Raw genomic sequence first — 14,877 nt, 5'->3', positions numbered from 1 at the left:
GTGTCGACGGCAATCATATCGGGAGACCGTTCTCGTCGTAGAATTCATCGTGGTTGGACGTCGTGCCGGGAGCGATATTGCGCAAATCCTCGGCTGCGAGATCCCATACGACATCCATCGGATAGCGGGTGTTGTCAGCACGTAGCTCCCGGTCATAACGCTCCAAGGCGAGCTCAACGAGCCTGTTGATAGGCTGGCCAGTACGGCGGGAAAGAGCATGGGCCAGATCGCGAGCCTTGCTGCTGCGAATGGAAAGCTGCGGTTCAGACATCGTTTTCCTCGTCAGATTTGTGCCGAGTATTGCTATTCGAGGGTTTGATGGCAAGGGAAGCACGTAAGATGGCTTACTTCCGATAACAAGAACCCATTTGTTGACGGATACGACAGATGTTGTTGGTGCGTTCTCAATTGCCGGACAAATTCAGCACTTTCGTGTCGCGAGGCCAGGTTGGAGCGTAGGGGACGTCTCTGCAGGCCGCTCTGATGGTGTTCCTCTTGGCAGCGAACCGGATGCCCCTGCAGCGGCAAACGATCGCGATCACGGGAAGCACTCATGGGCGATCGGCGACCCTAAATGGCCGGCAATAACCGTGGCCAGTCCGCACTGATTTAATGGCGTACCCAAAGCCAAATAGGGAACTCTTTGCCTGCAACCCCGTTCGCAGGGCGTTTGCCTACAAATCACCGCATAGCCGTTTGACACTGATCTATAAAGGAGGCCGCATGGACGAAGAGAAAAGACTGGAAACGCTTCTCGCTCAGATCCGGGTGGCTTCCGCAGAAAGAATAATCAGTAAGCCCCAAGCCCTGGTTCGGCTCGAGCTAGTGCAACGTATCATCGATCAGCTGAAGCGCCTTCAGCGCTCTGAGGAAGAAAGCGATCGTAGAGCTGACGATAGGTAGCGCTCTGTGAGTTCGCGCCCGTCCGAACGGGCTAGTTCCAAGGCATTTGATATTTGCGCCGCAAGCGTCGTCGCTCGAATCTCAATTTCTAGCACATGCTCCACGAGCACAATGCCGGAATAGATTGACGGTATGCCGTCTTGATCTTTTGCGCACGACCCCATGCTAAGGAGCGCTTTCACCCGTCCACTGGGGCAGTTGATCCGGTAGGATGACACAAATGGCTCACCCCCGAGTATGACCTCATGGATGCGCTCGGCGAGGCGAGGGCGATCCTCCTCGACAATACGCGCCAAGATAAATTCGACAGGCACCCCTCGGGCAAGATCCTGTACGTTGACCTCATAGATTTCTGCGAAAGCCTTGTCGGCCGTCAGCATATTGAGCGGCAGCGACCAGGAGTAGAAACCTGCTCCCGCCATGAGATTGTCGATCAAGTGATGCTGCGGTTTTTCCACTGGACCGCTCCTTTCGCATGAAAGCAATCTAGGGCTGTCGACGTGACCTTCCAGTGGTGAGCGGTGCAATCCAAAACCGCGCGAGAGAATGCCCACTAGGCGAACTATCTGATTATTAGTCCATTTTGTCGGATGCCACGCGAGAGACGATGATGCAGCTGTTACTAAGTGTCCCAAGGATATTTCCAAGGCTGGGCTCTGGTAACTGCCGGCCGAAGCGGCCCACGCCAGCGGCACCAGGAAAACGACGAGAGAGCGTGCGACAGCGCCGCGCCCGACACTGATCGCTGCTCACGTTTTTTTGATGCTTCGTTAATCATCTGCGGCTAATCAAGCGACATCGAAGCCATGATGGCTCCATTCCCCCAAAAAACCTAATTCCCCTCGGAGCACCCATGAATATTCGTGGCAAGATCTATTCGATCGTCGCGGTGATGGCGCTTACTGCGCTCGCTATCGGCAGCATCAGTTTCTACACCCTCAGCGTATACGACAGCCGTGTTGACCGCCTTGAGAATGCCGCGCGGCGCGCTCAAAACGGCGAAGCTCTCAACAGGCTTGTAACTGCGGTCGTGATGGATCTTCGCGGAACCTACGCAGCCTCTTCTGTCGAGGAGACCAAGCCTTTTGCCGATGGCGCGTTGGCATCTCTCAAGAAGATGAATGCATTGCTTGATGCGTGGGAACCACTGGTCCCTGCTGATCAGAAGACTGATTTTGCTGAGTTGCGCCAAGGCGCATCAGCATTCACCCAGTTCCGGACCGAGACCGCGCGTGTTGCTGTAACAGATGGTCCCGCAGCATCCAATGCGCATGGGAACACGGATGCAAACCGCGCTAACCGCAAGAGCTACCAGAAAGACATTGACGATGTCGTCAGCCAGGACGAGGCAAAGCTGGTCCAGATCAGTGCCGATCTGAAAGCCTTTCAGGCGAATGTCCTGATGATTATGGCAGCCGTCACACTGATTGGCCTAGCTGGCGGTTGCGCAATCGCGTTCTACATAGCGACCCACCAGATCAGCAATCCCATTCGCACCGTGACCTCCGTCATGAAATTACTCGCCAGTGGGGACTTTCATACCGAGGTACCTTTCCAAGGCCGTACCGACGAAATCGGTGAAATGGCGGGTGCAGTAGAGGTGTTCAAGCAGAACGGCCTGGAAGTCCAGCGGATGAATGCTCAAGAGACGGCGATGCGCACAAAAAGCGATCGCCTTCAGCAGGGCATGGCGGTCGTCGTCACCTCCGCGGCAGCCGGCGATTTTTCAAAGCGCGTGGCAACTAACTACGGCGACGAGGGTCTCGACCAGTTCGCAGCAAACATCAACACGCTGGTCTCATCGGTTGAAAACGGCATCGACGAAACAAACCGCGTTGTCCGTCTTCTCGCTGATGGTGACCTCACGCAGAATATGAAGGGCGATTTCAAGGGTGTATTTCTTCAGCTTCAGGAAAACGTCAACAACACGATCGTGAGCCTCCAGCGAACGGTTGGCGAAATCAGGAATGCAAGCGACACCTTGAATGGCAACAGCGAGGAGCTTCGCTCCTCGTCGGACAGCCTTTCTAAGCGCACCGAACAGCAGGCAGCAGCACTTGAAGAATCGTCCGCTGCTCTTGATCAGATCACGACGGTGGTGCGCACTTCCACTGATCGGGCACACGAAGCAACCCGAATTGTATCCGAGGCTAAAGAGCGCGCGGTAAAATCATCTGATGTCGTCGGTCGAGCAGTTACGGCCATGGCCGAAATTCAGACGGCTTCTAATGAGATCGCACAAATCACCAACGTGATTGACGAAATCGCTTTCCAGACCAACCTGCTCGCATTGAATGCAGGTGTCGAGGCGGCTCGCGCAGGAGAGGCTGGCAAGGGATTTGCTGTCGTCGCTCAGGAAGTGCGTGAACTGGCTCAGCGCTCTGCTGTAGCGGCCAAGGATATCAAAATACTGATCGCTCGGTCAGCAACCAGCGTGCAATCGGGCGTGACGCTTGTCGAGGACACCGGCGGCGCTCTGACGGAAATCAGCGGGTACGTCGCTCAAATTAATGATCGCATACACTCTATTGCGACGGCTTCTCAAGAGCAGGCCACCGCACTTGCAGAGGTTAATACGGCCGTGAACCAGATGGATCAGGTCACCCAGCAGAACGCGGCAATGGTAGAAGAAACATCCGCTGCCACGCACAAGCTTTCCGTAGAGGCGGCCGCCCTTGCGGAGCTCGTCGGTCGTTTCAAAATGTCTCACACCGCAAATACGAATGTGAAATTGCACAGACCCAGTCATCAGACACCTTCATCCAAGCCGCGATATGCGATGGTGTCAGGTGCCAATGCGCTTGCGGTGGATAACTGGCAAGAGTTCTGAGGCTACGGTCGAGACAACGACGTCGCGGGATACCGCGACGTCTTTTTCATTCAAGTTCGCACTGCGACGTCAAAAGAAGGTTCCAGGCGAAAAGCTGAAACTGCGCCTGAGATAAAAGGGGAGAGTAAGTCGCATTGGTGGTGGTCCATTGCGAGGTATCCCAGAAGGCTCAGTACTGTTGTCCGGCGTCGGTCGGTGAGTGCACCGAAACAGCCGGGTCTTCAACATAGGGGCCCGACCATCCCAATCCGCGACACTGTTCTTCAGCATCCGCGCGCGCCGCATCAATATCATTGTAAGTGCCAGGAAGAATGTAGGATTGCTCGCGAAATAGGTAGGTCGCACTCCCGTTTTCGATATTCAGCTGCACGCTTGGGCTTCCGTTTTCTGATTGAGTTCCTGCATCGTTGTCTCCTTGGTTGGTGAGACCCGAAGCAGGCAGCAGTGATTTTGTTCCTGTGAAACCTGCATCGAACGCTAAGCGTTGGCAATCAGCCGCGCATGTTTTCGACGATGGCTAGAACTTCTTCCAATTCCCCATCGCCGCATTTTTGGCGTGCCAGGCTTTGGGCAACTTCCGAAATAATCAGAAGGGTTTCGCTCCTGCTCCAGCCGGCATTGACGGCATCGGCCACAAGTTCGAACAACTGGGCCTCAACCGTCTCCTGCGGATTCCGACGTGAAGCCGGCCACCATTCCGATCAAATACCGGCCAGCATTCCGATATGAAGCCGGCCACCATTCCAATCAAAGACCGGCCACTTCCGCCACTGATTATCATCCCCTGGGTCAGCAACTTTGGCATCAAATGGACCACGCGCAACGTGGAGATTTTGATGCCGGCAAAGAGAAGGCTGACCATGAGACAATTACGACAGATGCTGCGGCTTGCCGGAAGCGGGACGAGCTCCCGTGAGATTGCGGTCGTGTTAGGAATAGCGCGCAGCACAGTGCAGGATAATTTACGGCGAGCAACTGAGATCGGCTTGACTTGGCCTTTGCCAGGCGACCTGACCGATGATGCTCTCGAGAATAAGCTTTTCGCTCGCAACGGTGTCAAGCAGGGCACCCGACGGCGAACAGAGCCGATATGGGCAGAACTTGTCGTCGAGCTCAAGAAGCCTGGCGTTACGCTCCAAATCCTATGGGAAGAGTATCGCGCTTCAAACCCTGAGGGGTATGGATACAGCCGGTTTTGTGAGCTGTTCCGCAGCTTCGAGCAACGGCTGTCTCCGACGATGCGCCAGGAGCATGCTGCCGGCGACAAGGTCTTCGTGGACTATTCGGGAAAGAAGATACCGATCGTCGATCGGACGACGGGCGAGATCCGCGAGGCTGAGATCTTCGTCGCGGTGCTCGGCGCTTCCAGCTTCACCTACGCCGAGGCAACCTGGACCCAGACCCTGCCCGACTGGATCGGCTCGCATGTCCGCTTGTTTCGCTTCATCGGCGGGGTCCCTCGGCTGATCGTTCCCGACAATCTCAAATCGGGCGTGAATCGCGCCAGCTTCTACGATCCCGAGATTAACCGCAGCTACGGCATGATGGCCTCGCACTACGGCATTGGAGTCTTGCCGGCACGGCCGAAGCGACCGAAAGACAAATCAAAAGTCGAGAACGGTGTCCGTTTCGCTCAGTCCTGCATCCTTGGCCGCTTGCGCAAGCAGACCTTCTTCTCGCTCGCCGAGGCCAATGGGGCCATTGCCCAGTCTCTGGACCGCATCAACGACCATGTCATGCGTCGCCTTGGTGTCACCCGACGGCAGTTGTTCGAGAATGTCGAGCGTGCCGCGCTCGCAAATCTGCCCGGTGACGATTACGAGTTTGCGGAATGGCGATTGGTCCGTGTTTCAACCGACTACCACGTTGAATACAAGACCTTCCTCTATTCCGTTCCACATGGCCTTATCCGTCAGCAGGTCGATCTCAGAGCGACGGCACGGACCATCGAGGTCTTTCACCGCGGCAAGCGCGTCGCGGCTCATCAACGCCGATATGGTGGCCCTCGGTACGGCACTGATCCGGAGCACATGCCTAGCTCCCACCGGCGTTATGCAGAGTGGACGCCCGATCGTTTTCGCCGTTGGGGCGCATCGATTGGGCCCAATACCGAAGGCCTGGTCATCGCTGTTCTCGCCAGCCGGCCGCACCCGGAACAGGGCTTTCGAACATGCCTGGGCATCCTGCGCCTGTTTCGCGACATCGCTTGCGAACGCGCCGAGGCCGTATCAGCCAGAGCTGTCGAGATCGGAGGCCTGAACTGCAAAAGCATTGCCTCGCTTCTAGCCAACCATAAGGCAGCAAAACATTCCACCGAACCTTCTGCAATCATCGACCACGCCAATCTGCGTGGCCCGGGCTACTTTCATTGAGGACAAAACTGATGCTGACACACCCCACTATCGACCGACTACGAGAGCTTGGTCTTTACGGCATGGCCACTGCCTTCCAGGAGCTTGATGCCCAGTCAGAGGCGCGTGGTCTCGAACATGGCGAGTGGCTTGCCATTCTGCTGGAACGGGAAGCCACCATGCGCCAACAAAAGCGCTTCGAAGCGCGCGCAAGGGCCGCAAAGCTACGCCATGACGCGCAGATCGAGAACGTAGACTTCCGTGCGGCCCGCGGCCTTGATCGTAATATGTTCATGACCCTGGCCGGTTGCGATTGGATCACAAAACACCACAGCCTTCTCATCACCGGCCCAGCTGGGGTCGGCAAAAGCTGGTTGGCTTGCGCGATCGGTCACAAAGCATGCCGCGAGGATTTCTCCGTCGCGTACCACCGCGTCCCGAGGTTGTTTGCCAGCCTCGCACTGGCAAGAGGTGATGGCAGATATGGCCGGATCCTCAAGTCGCTGGCCAAGACCGACCTGCTGATCCTTGATGACTGGGGCCCGGAAAAGCTCAATGACGACCAGCGCCGCGACCTCCTTGAGATCATCGAAGATCGCTACGAACGGCGCTCTACCATCGTCACAAGCCAGGTACCCCTGGATCGGTGGTACGAGATCATCGCAAATCCGACGCTCGCCGACGCCATCCTCGATCGCCTTGTTCACAACGCCTACCGCATCGAGCTCAGCGGCGAAAGCATGCGAAAACAGCGTGCTCCAACGCTCCCCGAAACATCGCAAGCTTGACGTCGAACGAAACCAAAGCCACACATCCATTAGACCCAGGATCAGTCCGACAAGTGGCCGCCTTCAAATCGGAACGGCGGCCGGAATGAGATCGGAATGACTGGCCGGCTTGATTTCGGAATCAGTGGCCGGCTTCATTGGAATACGCAGTCTCCCGGTGATCAACGGCCTGGTCATATGTAACGAGACGTGTCTGTTTGAGCTTTCCCATAGCGTGAGTTTAGGGCGGTGACCGTGAATTAACAGATGCCTACGAGTTTTCCCCGCCGACATACATCGGTAGCAACGCCCTGCCTGCTCTCCTGGGCGGACAAGATTTGATATCCGGTCAGGAAGCCGAAACGATCTCAGGAAAAGGTTGGTCGTCGTTAGCAACCTCCTCAATCTCGAACAGTGGCTTGTCTGCCAGATCGTGAAGCTCGGCCGCCAGTTTCATGAGTTCTTGGGCGATCGGACCGAGCGTTCCTGGTTGGTTATCTTGATCATGCATCATGAAAATCTGCAGGATTCGGCCGGTGCGGTCAATGCTTCTCTGGACTTCGACGATTCCTGTAAGTCCTTCTGGCGGACCACGGGCAATGGTTGGAAGTTGCGGTCAGCGGGCACGGGCGAAAATGACACTACTGTTCGCGATCATGCAGGCCGAACTCAGCGCAGAGGAGAAAAAGGGCCGCATAACGCAGCCCTTTAGGTGAGAGGCTTTGCCTCCAGAGGGGAGTTGCAACGTGCAGCCGGGGGACAGTGGCTGCACAACAGCGCTTTCCTATCTGCCATCAGGTGACGTAAGTGCAAAGGCCGGTTTCCCGTATAACGGTACGCACGCTTTCGTACTGCACCGGAATATTACGCGAATGTCTGGCGGGCTAAAACATGCGGGCCGCGCGACCGCTCCCCTGGGTCGCATTATAGTAGCTTGAAGTCTGCTGTCCTGATCGGTGTCTTGACTGCTCCATTGCTTCGGGAAGGGGAATACCACGATCCCCCATACTATTTCACTCCGGACCAGGGGAGGGGCCAGCTAAAGCCCTGAAGCCTTGGTCAAATTCACGCGGAAGCGGTCACGCCGGCGCTGATACCGGCGGGTCATCTCGGCTGATGCATGGCCTAGCTGCTTCTGCACATATCGCTCGTCGACCTCGGCAGACGAGGCGAGGCCGGCGCGAAGGGAGTGACCCGAGAATTTAAACTGACGCTCGATCTCGGCCAGATCGCCTCGAATACCCGCAGCCATGGCGGTGCGCTTGACCAGGCGGGCTATTTCCTTGTCGTTCAAGCGCTCCGATCCAACCGCTTTGCCCTGTCCCGTGACCCGACGGAAGAGGGGGCCGTGCGCAAGCTTGGCGAACTTGATCCAGATCTCGATCGCGGCGACCGGGCAGGTGGCATCGGCCGAGCCGCGGCCGACCTCGACCTCTCGCCATCCGGTTTTGCCGCGTAAGGTGAGGAGCATGCCCTTGTCGAGGATCTCGATCCAACCGCGTCCGTCTTCGGTCTGGTCGGCTTTTAGATCAAGGCCAACGATCTCTGACCGCCGAAGCCCACCAGTGTAGCCGATTAGCAGCATTGCACGGTCGCGCATGCCTCGCAGAGTGCCGCGATCGAGTGTTTCTAGCATGGCAATGATGTCGGTCGCCATGACCGCTTCCTTCTGGACCGGTGGGCGGGCATGGCTGTTACGAATGCCGGCCATTACGGTGGCGATATGCCGGTCCTTGCGATCGAGGACCAGGCCGCGCTGCGCATAATTCCAAGAGATCGACGAGAGGCGGCGCTCAATCGTCGAAACGGAATTTCCCTTTGCTCCGCGGTCAACGGATCCCGAGGCGCAGGCTGTGATATAGAGACCGACGGTCTGCGGAAGTGGGGGGAGGGGGGAAAGACTGGAGCGACGGCACCAGGCAGAAAAATGCTTCCAATCGGATGCGTAGGCTTTTCTAGTGTTGATCGAGCTGGCCGCGTCGACGTAGCTTCGAGCGCGATCGGTGAGATCCTGCAGGTGGCCCGACAGGCTGGACCCCGGTTGTGGGGCAGGGGAGGGAATTTCTCCTGTGGAAATGAAAGGCTCGTCCGCCACAGCTTGTCCACCGAGAATCTCGCTCATCTCACACTTCCCATGGATTGATCACCGCTGCGCCTGTGTCCTCAAAGTCCTTAACGTTGCGAGTGACGAGGATCAGGTCATGGACAATTGCAGTGGCTGCGATCAGCCCGTCGATGTCGCCGCGTGGACGGATTGCGGCGATGCGGCCCCATTCGACTGCGATCTCGTCGGTCACCGTGAGGATGCGGTCAGCATGATCGTGGCGCAGCTTGCGCAGCCATTCGGCAAGATGTCCTGCAGCCTTGGGATCGGATTTTTGTTTCAAGGCAATACCGCGCATGATCTCACCAAGCGTCAGCGCACTCAAGTGGACGCTGAGAGGATCGACCGAGCGCAGCCACGACACTGCCTGTGGAGTGCCCCGCCTTGCCTCCGAGACGATATTCGTATCCACTAGATACATCAGAAGGCCACGTCGCGGCTTGAGACTTTGGCCCGCGCGTCGACCGCGTCGGTAAAGGCGTCATCCCAGGGCGGACCGGCGAGCAGGTCATCGACCAAAGTCGGTCGCCCAGCGCGCAAAGCGTCATAGTCTTTTGCGGACAAGACAACGGCAGTACGCTCGCCACGCACGGTTATCTCTTGCGGGCCTTCAAAGCGGGCTTTTTGCACTACTTTCGAAAATTGGTTCTTAGCGTCCTGCAGCTGCCAATCCATAAATTTGCTCCGATCTAGCTAGGCTGTCTAGACATAAATAGCGCCGTTCTCGACTATCTGAAAGCGCCAAAGTGTACGTCTAGAAGAAAAATCGTGGCGTTCGTCGCCTATCCAGTGACAGTAGCAAAGACGTCCGATAATGCAAGATTATCGGACGTTTTTAGTTGTCGACAGGCGGTGCGGTTTAGGTCGATAATAGTAGCACAAACTGCTCATGTGAATTACATTACGAGGTATGGATTCATTCGCGCCCTCCGCTCCCACCGCCCCCGCCTGGTCACCACGCGTGCCGGAATGGGCACTGCCGCGAAGGCGCGACATCAACGAGACGGACGCCGCCTTCGCTGCCGGTATCGCCCTGAAATCCCTCGACGATCTGATCCGCAGCGAAGCGCCGTGGCTAGGCTGCTGGCACGATCGACTTGCCCTCAAGTCAGCCGCCGTCGCCGCAAAAATGCTTGGCCGCGGAGAAGAGGAAGGTGCCATCCGGGACGCCGTTCTGCTGACCGTCGCCGGCGACGATCCCGGCCCCGCCGGAAAGCTGTTTCTGGCGACCCGAATGCTGACACGCCGATCCGGACAGGTCACCACCTCACTCGTCAAAGAGATCGCCGATCTTTTTGGCCTGCGGTGGGACGAGGATCTTGCCTCAATTCCCGATATTGTCGATTCTGCATATCAGTCCGGGCGAGCAGCACCCTTCGCGGTGGCGGACCTTATTACGGCGATCTCTGCCGTTCGCCCGGATGCCGAGGTGCTGGCGCTTGGGCTGGCCGCGGTCGTTCTGGCGCATAAGCTGAGTTGGCCGAAATCCGTGCCGCTGCTGCTGCCCGAACGCTATGGACCGGCTTTTCGGACGATCGGCGGCAGAGGCCGCGTTCGGCCGGGCGAGCCGGCTTATCCAAAAGCAATCTGCCTGGCGCTGGTCGACGGCGTCGACGCCGCCTTGCGCTCCGCCGCCGAGATTGACCGCCGTGCCACGCGCCTGCTCTCCGTGGTACCAAAACTGCGCACCAAGGGTGCCGAGCCGGTCGTCCAGAGATTGCTGACCGAGGACGCCGTGCCAGCCTCGGCGCCCGGCAGCAGTCTGTCGCGCTGGGCGGCCAACCGGCTGTTCGAACGGCTCGAAGGCTTTGAGGCGGTACGGGAGCTCTCCGGTCGTTCCTCCTTCCGGATATTCGGATTATGACCATGGCCGGAACAGGTGCACCCAAATCATCGCGCCGAAAGGCGAATGCCGCGGATGATCCTCTTTATGATCGTGAACTGGATCAGTTCCCGCCAGAGATGCGCTGGCGGGAATGGATGCTGCGGGTAGAGGCGGTGATCTTTGCCTCGGCCGAGCCGGTTGGCCGCGAGACGCTGGCGCGGGTGGTTGGCAAGGAGTGCAGCATTGATCTGCTAATCGACGATCTTGTCGAAGAGTTGCGAGACCGGCCATATGAACTGGTATCGGTCGCCGGTGGATGGCAGCATCGCACCCGACCCCGGTTTGCTGAGACAATTCGCATTTCGACCGCTCCGGCGAGATCGATTGGACCAACGCTGTCCGAGACCGAGACAATGGTGTTGACGGCTGTGGGATATTTCCAGCCGATCACCCGTGCCGAATTGTCGGAGGTTTTCGGCAAGGAGGTTAGTCGTGACACGATTGCTGGCCTTCGAGATGCGGGCTTTATCGTTTCAGGGCCAAGAAGTCCGACGCCCGGGGCGCCCTACACCTATGTAACAACACCCCAATTTTTGTCGGTATTCGGATTTGACACCCTGCGTGATCTTCCCAACGTCGGGGCACTTGAGGATGCCGGACTTCTGAGCAGGTTAGGTGCGTCAAAAGCTGCCAACAACGATATCCCTGACATCGCGCCTGGTAGACTAGACAACGATGATGCCGACTGACGCGCCTCCTCTCATCGGAAGGTCGATTATGTCGGCCTTTTCTCGGCAATCCAATATATTCGAAAAAACTTGGAATTGATCACGGTGCTGATGTACAGCCGCGCGGACTTCAGGATGACCCGCCTGACCAGAACAATTTGCGCCGCGGCATCAACTGATCAGCTTTACCGGCACCCATACGAAAAACAGGCCGCAGAAGGCCAGATTGAAAACCCAAGACACTGCTGAAAACCGGAGGGAAGATGGGTCTCAGGTCACATAACTTGCCATCTTTAACGCGTCTTTGACCAGCATGTGATCGAGCGCTGGCGTAAGGCGGGGGAGGGCAAACATTGACTTGTGGCCCATATCAGGGAAGAACCGACGAAACCCTGCGCTCATCGTACGTCCGCCACATATTGGCGCTCCTTTGGGTAACCAATAACCAGCAGCGCATGCATGCGCATCTTGAGATTATGAAGACACCAAACCGAAATTTCGTTGTCGAATACAAGGGTAGCCGCAAGCGGGGTACGCCGCAGCCCAAGTCGATCTGGGGTGACATCGATCTCCGCTCTGCCGCGAAGTCGGTGGAAGCCGATGGTCTGTTGCCGAAGGACACGCCGCCACCGTCGGCCGCAGAAGAAAGCCAAATCGGTCTCGGCCCTACCCTCGTTGAGTCAGCGCCAAAGGCCTCTGCCGTTGAAAAGCTTGTCGCCACCGAAGCGGCTGAGACATTCGTGGCGGTCGAGGAGACATTTGAAGATCAATCTTCACTGCCATCTCAAGTTCATGGTCTGGAGCAACCCGCGGCTGATAAGAACACCCTGCCCCCGAGAAAGGCCCGCGGCAAGGATCTTAAACCCAGACGCCGGCGCGCACAGGTCGCAGCGATGGCGGATGCACCGTCCAAACCCGAGAGCGGCATGGCCTGGGAAGACGAACTGGCACAGCTTGATGCCGAAAACCATAGCCTGAAGCGTGAGCTTTTGGAGAAGCTGCGCGCTGAGAACGAGGCCCTGGTTGCGATGCTGCAGCGGGTGAGCGCGACTGGTTAGCCCATCTTTGGAGCTCTGCTCTGTCAGATCAAGTCGTTCCGCGGCGGCGCCTCAGCGTGTCGAACTGGATGACCGTATGCTCATGAGCACCGACGGCATTCACGACTTCGAAACCTGCTGGCGTGAGACGCGCCCATTGTTTGCCGTTCCATCCAGGGTACCATTCCGCCCATCCACGTAGGGTCATCCGGCGGCAAACGTCATACAGAGCGCCCGATAACGCGGTCATTGGCTGGCCGACGCTGTCCTCGATCGGGCCATCTTTCAGGAACTTGAGCAGATCGATCTGCGGACCGGTAATGCGTAGAATGACGAGATCTGTACGGTAGCCGTCTGCTTTCAACTCGCGGCCACGCGGCGTCAGAAATGCCAAAAGCTTGCGGCGGTTTGCTCGACTTTCGACAAAGCCGAGCTTCTGCAATTCATCTAGCGCCAGAAGCTCACGGTATTCGAGGCGAGAGATGGGGATGCCGTCATTCTCCGCAGCAAGCCGCTCCATCAAAGCGACCTGGGAGGGCGTGAGTTTGCGCCAAGGAAAAGGTTTTGGGGTCATCGATCGTGCGCTCATTTCTTGTTCGTCTGCAGAATTCGTCGGGAACCACGTGTGGTCAAGATCCCCTTGGAAGAGCTGGCCGCTGCGTCGGTGGAAGTGTGATCAATGAAAACCCGGATTTCCGTCAGAGAATTTCGCATAAGCGGCAATACTGGGAAATGAGAATTTCGGGCCCTGCGCCTTCGGTTAGCACAGCGAGAAATGCTTTGATGAAATAATCCCCGGAAAACGACGAGCCGCCTCCTGCCCTATCCGGCTTTAAATCTGAATCTCTGACGAAAGCAAGGCGGAGCGCTTCTGCACTGGACCTTCAAAACAGAGGGCTGCCGCGAGAGGCCCGGTGCCCACCGGCACCGTCACCACCGTCGGACGGCAAAAACAGGTGAGCTTCACGGCAGGATTGTCAGCACGAATGCGAGTGTCAGAATGCCGCCCGCAAACACGACAAGAGCGATAATGAGATGCTCTGCGAACTCTGACTTTCTGGTCTCGCCTATCCAATCGTATGTCAGGACGGGCAACAGATTAAAGGGCGTAGATCTCTAAACGTCGGCCTTCGGAGATGTAGACAGCTGAATCCGGAACGATGTGTCTCTCCAAGTGTTCTCTCACCAAGCGGATCGTTAAACGGTCTGACAATGGACTTCCCCGGCAGATGACCGGATAGCAACTTGGAAGACCGTGCGTGCCCCGCTCGATACAGGAGATCCCAATCATGGGTTCCACAGCTGATAAAGTTTCCGGCAAGGCGAATGAAATGAGCGGCAAGGCAAAGCAGGCCGTCGGCGACGCCACCGATAACAATAAGCTCCAGGCAAAGGGTGCCGCCCAGGAAGCAAAGGGTGATGCACAGCAAGCCAAGGGTGAAGCCAAGGACGCGGTGAAAAAGGTCGTCGACAAGACTTGATCGTTCCCGCCACATAATGAGAGATGGCCCGCAAATGCGGGCCATTTTTATGTCACTCTGGCGAAGGCTCAGCGGCATCGGGACCGCCAGCAGGCTCGCCGACCGGCTTCGCCGCCTCTCTTGAAGGACTATCGTCTATGCCGCCGGATTGCCTTTGACGCTGGACGTCGTTGGCTGAATTGTCGCGGGTCTCCTGCGTCGGGCTTTGCTTTGTGTGACGCGCTCCCTCGGTGTCCGCATCGCTGATAGACGGCAGATGCAGAAAGACCTCACGCTTCTCGCGTTCGGCTAAGGCCTCGACGTTCGCTTGCCAGAATGCTTCCGCATCCATCGGGTCCATTTCCCATTCGCGAATATTGACAATATTGTCGTCCACTTTCGCCAGCCGTCGGCCACCTAATTCCAGATATCGCATAGCCGTATCGTAAGATGGTGTCTGCAGATTATCGTCGGCGAGCGGCTGTGTGTCATGATTGTCCGTTTTGCCCAGTATTTGGAGGAGGGAGTCATGCTCGGGCTTGCCGACGCTGACTTCAAGAAACCGATCTATGGTGCTCCTCGTCTCATGTCCGCCAGACGATGCATTCGCTCTGTGATGAACCATCGCCTCACCGGTCGATGGTTCGGTCTCAAGCGACCAGCTGTCTCCATTGGCGCTGCGCGAGAACGTCTTGCCGTCAGTCATATTCCGGCTTCCTTATTGTTGAGAGTAGCCCCGACAGGATGCTGGGGACAAAGGCAACGCGGTGCTGCGTTTGACGTGCTTAGGTCCGACGGCAGCATGAACGCGTGGTTGGCCGCTCTTTCGACAGTCTACGATGTGAGATCTACTCGAGGCGCAGCGGCACACA

The 14,877-nt window shown here is 57.3% G+C and carries 17 protein-coding genes and 1 pseudogene; 7 read left to right on the top strand and 11 right to left on the bottom strand.

Going from position 1 to position 14,877, the window contains the following annotated elements; translation table 11 throughout:
* Positions 1-13: 13 nt before the first annotated feature.
* Both AAIH70_RS26195 and AAIH70_RS26190 read right to left on the bottom strand, forming a co-directional pair.
* Positions 14-271 carry a type II toxin-antitoxin system VapB family antitoxin gene (locus tag AAIH70_RS26195; RefSeq protein ID WP_132281803.1) on the bottom strand — a complete coding sequence of 86 codons (258 nt, stop codon included), beginning with the start codon at positions 269-271 and terminating at the stop codon, positions 14-16.
* 586 nt (positions 272-857) lie between these two features.
* Complete coding sequence (locus AAIH70_RS26190; protein WP_430036592.1) at positions 858-1,361, bottom strand: PAS domain-containing protein; 504 nt, start codon at positions 1,359-1,361, stop codon at positions 858-860.
* A 395-nt stretch (positions 1,362-1,756) separates the two neighbouring features.
* Between AAIH70_RS26190 and AAIH70_RS26185 the strand changes: the two genes are divergently transcribed.
* A complete protein-coding gene (locus tag AAIH70_RS26185) occupies positions 1,757-3,733 on the top strand; it encodes a methyl-accepting chemotaxis protein (RefSeq protein WP_430036589.1) in 1,977 nt (658 codons plus the stop codon).
* 169 nt (positions 3,734-3,902) lie between these two features.
* Here the strand turns inward: AAIH70_RS26185 and AAIH70_RS26180 are convergent, their stop codons facing one another.
* Positions 3,903-4,103: a hypothetical protein gene (locus tag AAIH70_RS26180; RefSeq protein WP_430036586.1), complete on the bottom strand. Its 201-nt coding sequence runs from the start codon at positions 4,101-4,103 to the stop codon at positions 3,903-3,905.
* A gap of 121 nt (positions 4,104-4,224) precedes the next feature.
* Complete coding sequence (locus tag AAIH70_RS26175; RefSeq protein WP_430036584.1) at positions 4,225-4,380, bottom strand: hypothetical protein; 156 nt, start codon at positions 4,378-4,380, stop codon at positions 4,225-4,227.
* A gap of 189 nt (positions 4,381-4,569) precedes the next feature.
* Here AAIH70_RS26175 and istA point away from each other — a divergent pair, with 189 nt between their 5' ends.
* Both istA and istB read left to right on the top strand, forming a co-directional pair.
* Positions 4,570-6,105 (top strand): IS21 family transposase, encoded by a 1,536-nt coding sequence (gene istA, locus AAIH70_RS26170; RefSeq protein WP_132281914.1) that lies wholly within the window; start codon positions 4,570-4,572, stop codon positions 6,103-6,105.
* Positions 6,106-6,116: 11 nt separating this feature from the next.
* Positions 6,117-6,872, top strand: coding sequence for an IS21-like element helper ATPase IstB (istB, locus tag AAIH70_RS26165; protein ID WP_132281916.1), 756 nt, complete (start codon positions 6,117-6,119; stop codon positions 6,870-6,872).
* A gap of 328 nt (positions 6,873-7,200) precedes the next feature.
* Here the strand turns inward: istB and AAIH70_RS26160 are convergent, their stop codons facing one another.
* The 5 genes and pseudogenes from AAIH70_RS26160 to AAIH70_RS26140 all read right to left on the bottom strand — a co-directional run bounded on the left by AAIH70_RS26160 (position 7,201) and on the right by AAIH70_RS26140 (position 9,630).
* Positions 7,201-7,365, bottom strand: coding sequence for a hypothetical protein (locus tag AAIH70_RS26160; RefSeq protein WP_430036582.1), 165 nt, complete (start codon positions 7,363-7,365; stop codon positions 7,201-7,203).
* A gap of 370 nt (positions 7,366-7,735) precedes the next feature.
* Positions 7,736-7,852 (bottom strand): annotated as a pseudogene (locus tag AAIH70_RS26155) (integrase); the annotation flags it as partial.
* Between the two features lie 38 nt (positions 7,853-7,890).
* On the bottom strand, positions 7,891-8,973 hold the full coding sequence (locus AAIH70_RS26150; protein WP_430036580.1) for a tyrosine-type recombinase/integrase: 1,083 nt from the start codon (positions 8,971-8,973) through the stop codon (positions 7,891-7,893).
* Position 8,974: 1 nt separating this feature from the next.
* The gene (locus AAIH70_RS26145; protein ID WP_132281791.1) at positions 8,975-9,376 is read right to left on the bottom strand and encodes a type II toxin-antitoxin system VapC family toxin; all 402 of its coding nucleotides are present in this window, start codon (positions 9,374-9,376) and stop codon (positions 8,975-8,977) included.
* Positions 9,376-9,630, bottom strand: coding sequence for a type II toxin-antitoxin system Phd/YefM family antitoxin (locus tag AAIH70_RS26140; protein ID WP_111564548.1), 255 nt, complete (start codon positions 9,628-9,630; stop codon positions 9,376-9,378). The genes AAIH70_RS26145 and AAIH70_RS26140 overlap by 1 nt, the downstream gene beginning before the upstream one ends.
* A 235-nt stretch (positions 9,631-9,865) precedes the next feature.
* Here AAIH70_RS26140 and AAIH70_RS26135 point away from each other — a divergent pair, with 235 nt between their 5' ends.
* From AAIH70_RS26135 to AAIH70_RS26125, 3 genes are all read left to right on the top strand, one after another.
* Complete coding sequence (locus AAIH70_RS26135) at positions 9,866-10,819, top strand: DUF1403 family protein (RefSeq protein WP_430036578.1); 954 nt, start codon at positions 9,866-9,868, stop codon at positions 10,817-10,819.
* Complete coding sequence (gene scpB / locus AAIH70_RS26130) at positions 10,816-11,529, top strand: SMC-Scp complex subunit ScpB (protein WP_430036577.1); 714 nt, start codon at positions 10,816-10,818, stop codon at positions 11,527-11,529. The genes AAIH70_RS26135 and scpB overlap by 4 nt, the downstream gene beginning before the upstream one ends.
* Before the next feature lie 434 nt (positions 11,530-11,963).
* Positions 11,964-12,566, top strand: coding sequence for a hypothetical protein (locus AAIH70_RS26125; RefSeq protein WP_430036575.1), 603 nt, complete (start codon positions 11,964-11,966; stop codon positions 12,564-12,566).
* Between the two features lie 28 nt (positions 12,567-12,594).
* On the opposite strand, the gene AAIH70_RS26120 is transcribed toward AAIH70_RS26125, so the two are convergent.
* Positions 12,595-13,119 (bottom strand): hypothetical protein, encoded by a 525-nt coding sequence (locus tag AAIH70_RS26120; RefSeq protein ID WP_430036573.1) that lies wholly within the window; start codon positions 13,117-13,119, stop codon positions 12,595-12,597.
* A gap of 715 nt (positions 13,120-13,834) precedes the next feature.
* On the opposite strand from AAIH70_RS26120, the gene AAIH70_RS26115 reads away from it, so the two are divergent.
* Positions 13,835-14,026: a CsbD family protein gene (locus AAIH70_RS26115; protein WP_132281783.1), complete on the top strand. Its 192-nt coding sequence runs from the start codon at positions 13,835-13,837 to the stop codon at positions 14,024-14,026.
* 52 nt (positions 14,027-14,078) lie between these two features.
* On the opposite strand, the gene AAIH70_RS26110 is transcribed toward AAIH70_RS26115, so the two are convergent.
* Positions 14,079-14,711 (bottom strand): hypothetical protein, encoded by a 633-nt coding sequence (locus AAIH70_RS26110; protein WP_245519437.1) that lies wholly within the window; start codon positions 14,709-14,711, stop codon positions 14,079-14,081.
* Positions 14,712-14,877: the final 166 nt, after the last annotated feature.

This window comes from Neorhizobium sp. BT27B (genome assembly GCF_050455485.1).
Taxonomy (GTDB): Bacteria; Pseudomonadota; Alphaproteobacteria; order Rhizobiales; family Rhizobiaceae; genus Neorhizobium.
The sequence above is the reverse complement of the archived record's forward strand: the minus strand, read 5'-3'. Positions and strand labels throughout refer to the sequence as shown.

Bases quoted from the DNA above. Each gene is read 5' to 3' on its own strand.
- AAIH70_RS26185 (WP_430036589.1), top strand. From the start codon at position 1,757: ATGAATATTCGTGGCAAGATCTATTCGATCGTCGCGGTGATGGCGCTT.
- AAIH70_RS26145 (WP_132281791.1), bottom strand. From the start codon at position 9,376: ATGTATCTAGTGGATACGAATATCGTCTCGGAGGCAAGGCGGGGCACT.
- istA (WP_132281914.1), top strand. From the start codon at position 4,570: ATGCCGGCAAAGAGAAGGCTGACCATGAGACAATTACGACAGATGCTG.
- AAIH70_RS26160 (WP_430036582.1), bottom strand. From the start codon at position 7,365: ATGATGCATGATCAAGATAACCAACCAGGAACGCTCGGTCCGATCGCC.
- istB (WP_132281916.1), top strand. From the start codon at position 6,117: ATGCTGACACACCCCACTATCGACCGACTACGAGAGCTTGGTCTTTAC.
- AAIH70_RS26140 (WP_111564548.1), bottom strand. From the start codon at position 9,630: ATGGATTGGCAGCTGCAGGACGCTAAGAACCAATTTTCGAAAGTAGTG.
- scpB (WP_430036577.1), top strand. From the start codon at position 10,816: ATGACCATGGCCGGAACAGGTGCACCCAAATCATCGCGCCGAAAGGCG.
- AAIH70_RS26120 (WP_430036573.1), bottom strand. From the start codon at position 13,119: ATGACCCCAAAACCTTTTCCTTGGCGCAAACTCACGCCCTCCCAGGTC.
- AAIH70_RS26195 (WP_132281803.1), bottom strand. From the start codon at position 271: ATGTCTGAACCGCAGCTTTCCATTCGCAGCAGCAAGGCTCGCGATCTG.
- AAIH70_RS26125 (WP_430036575.1), top strand. From the start codon at position 11,964: ATGCATGCGCATCTTGAGATTATGAAGACACCAAACCGAAATTTCGTT.
- AAIH70_RS26115 (WP_132281783.1), top strand. From the start codon at position 13,835: ATGGGTTCCACAGCTGATAAAGTTTCCGGCAAGGCGAATGAAATGAGC.
- AAIH70_RS26135 (WP_430036578.1), top strand. From the start codon at position 9,866: ATGGATTCATTCGCGCCCTCCGCTCCCACCGCCCCCGCCTGGTCACCA.
- AAIH70_RS26110 (WP_245519437.1), bottom strand. From the start codon at position 14,711: ATGACTGACGGCAAGACGTTCTCGCGCAGCGCCAATGGAGACAGCTGG.
- AAIH70_RS26150 (WP_430036580.1), bottom strand. From the start codon at position 8,973: ATGAGCGAGATTCTCGGTGGACAAGCTGTGGCGGACGAGCCTTTCATT.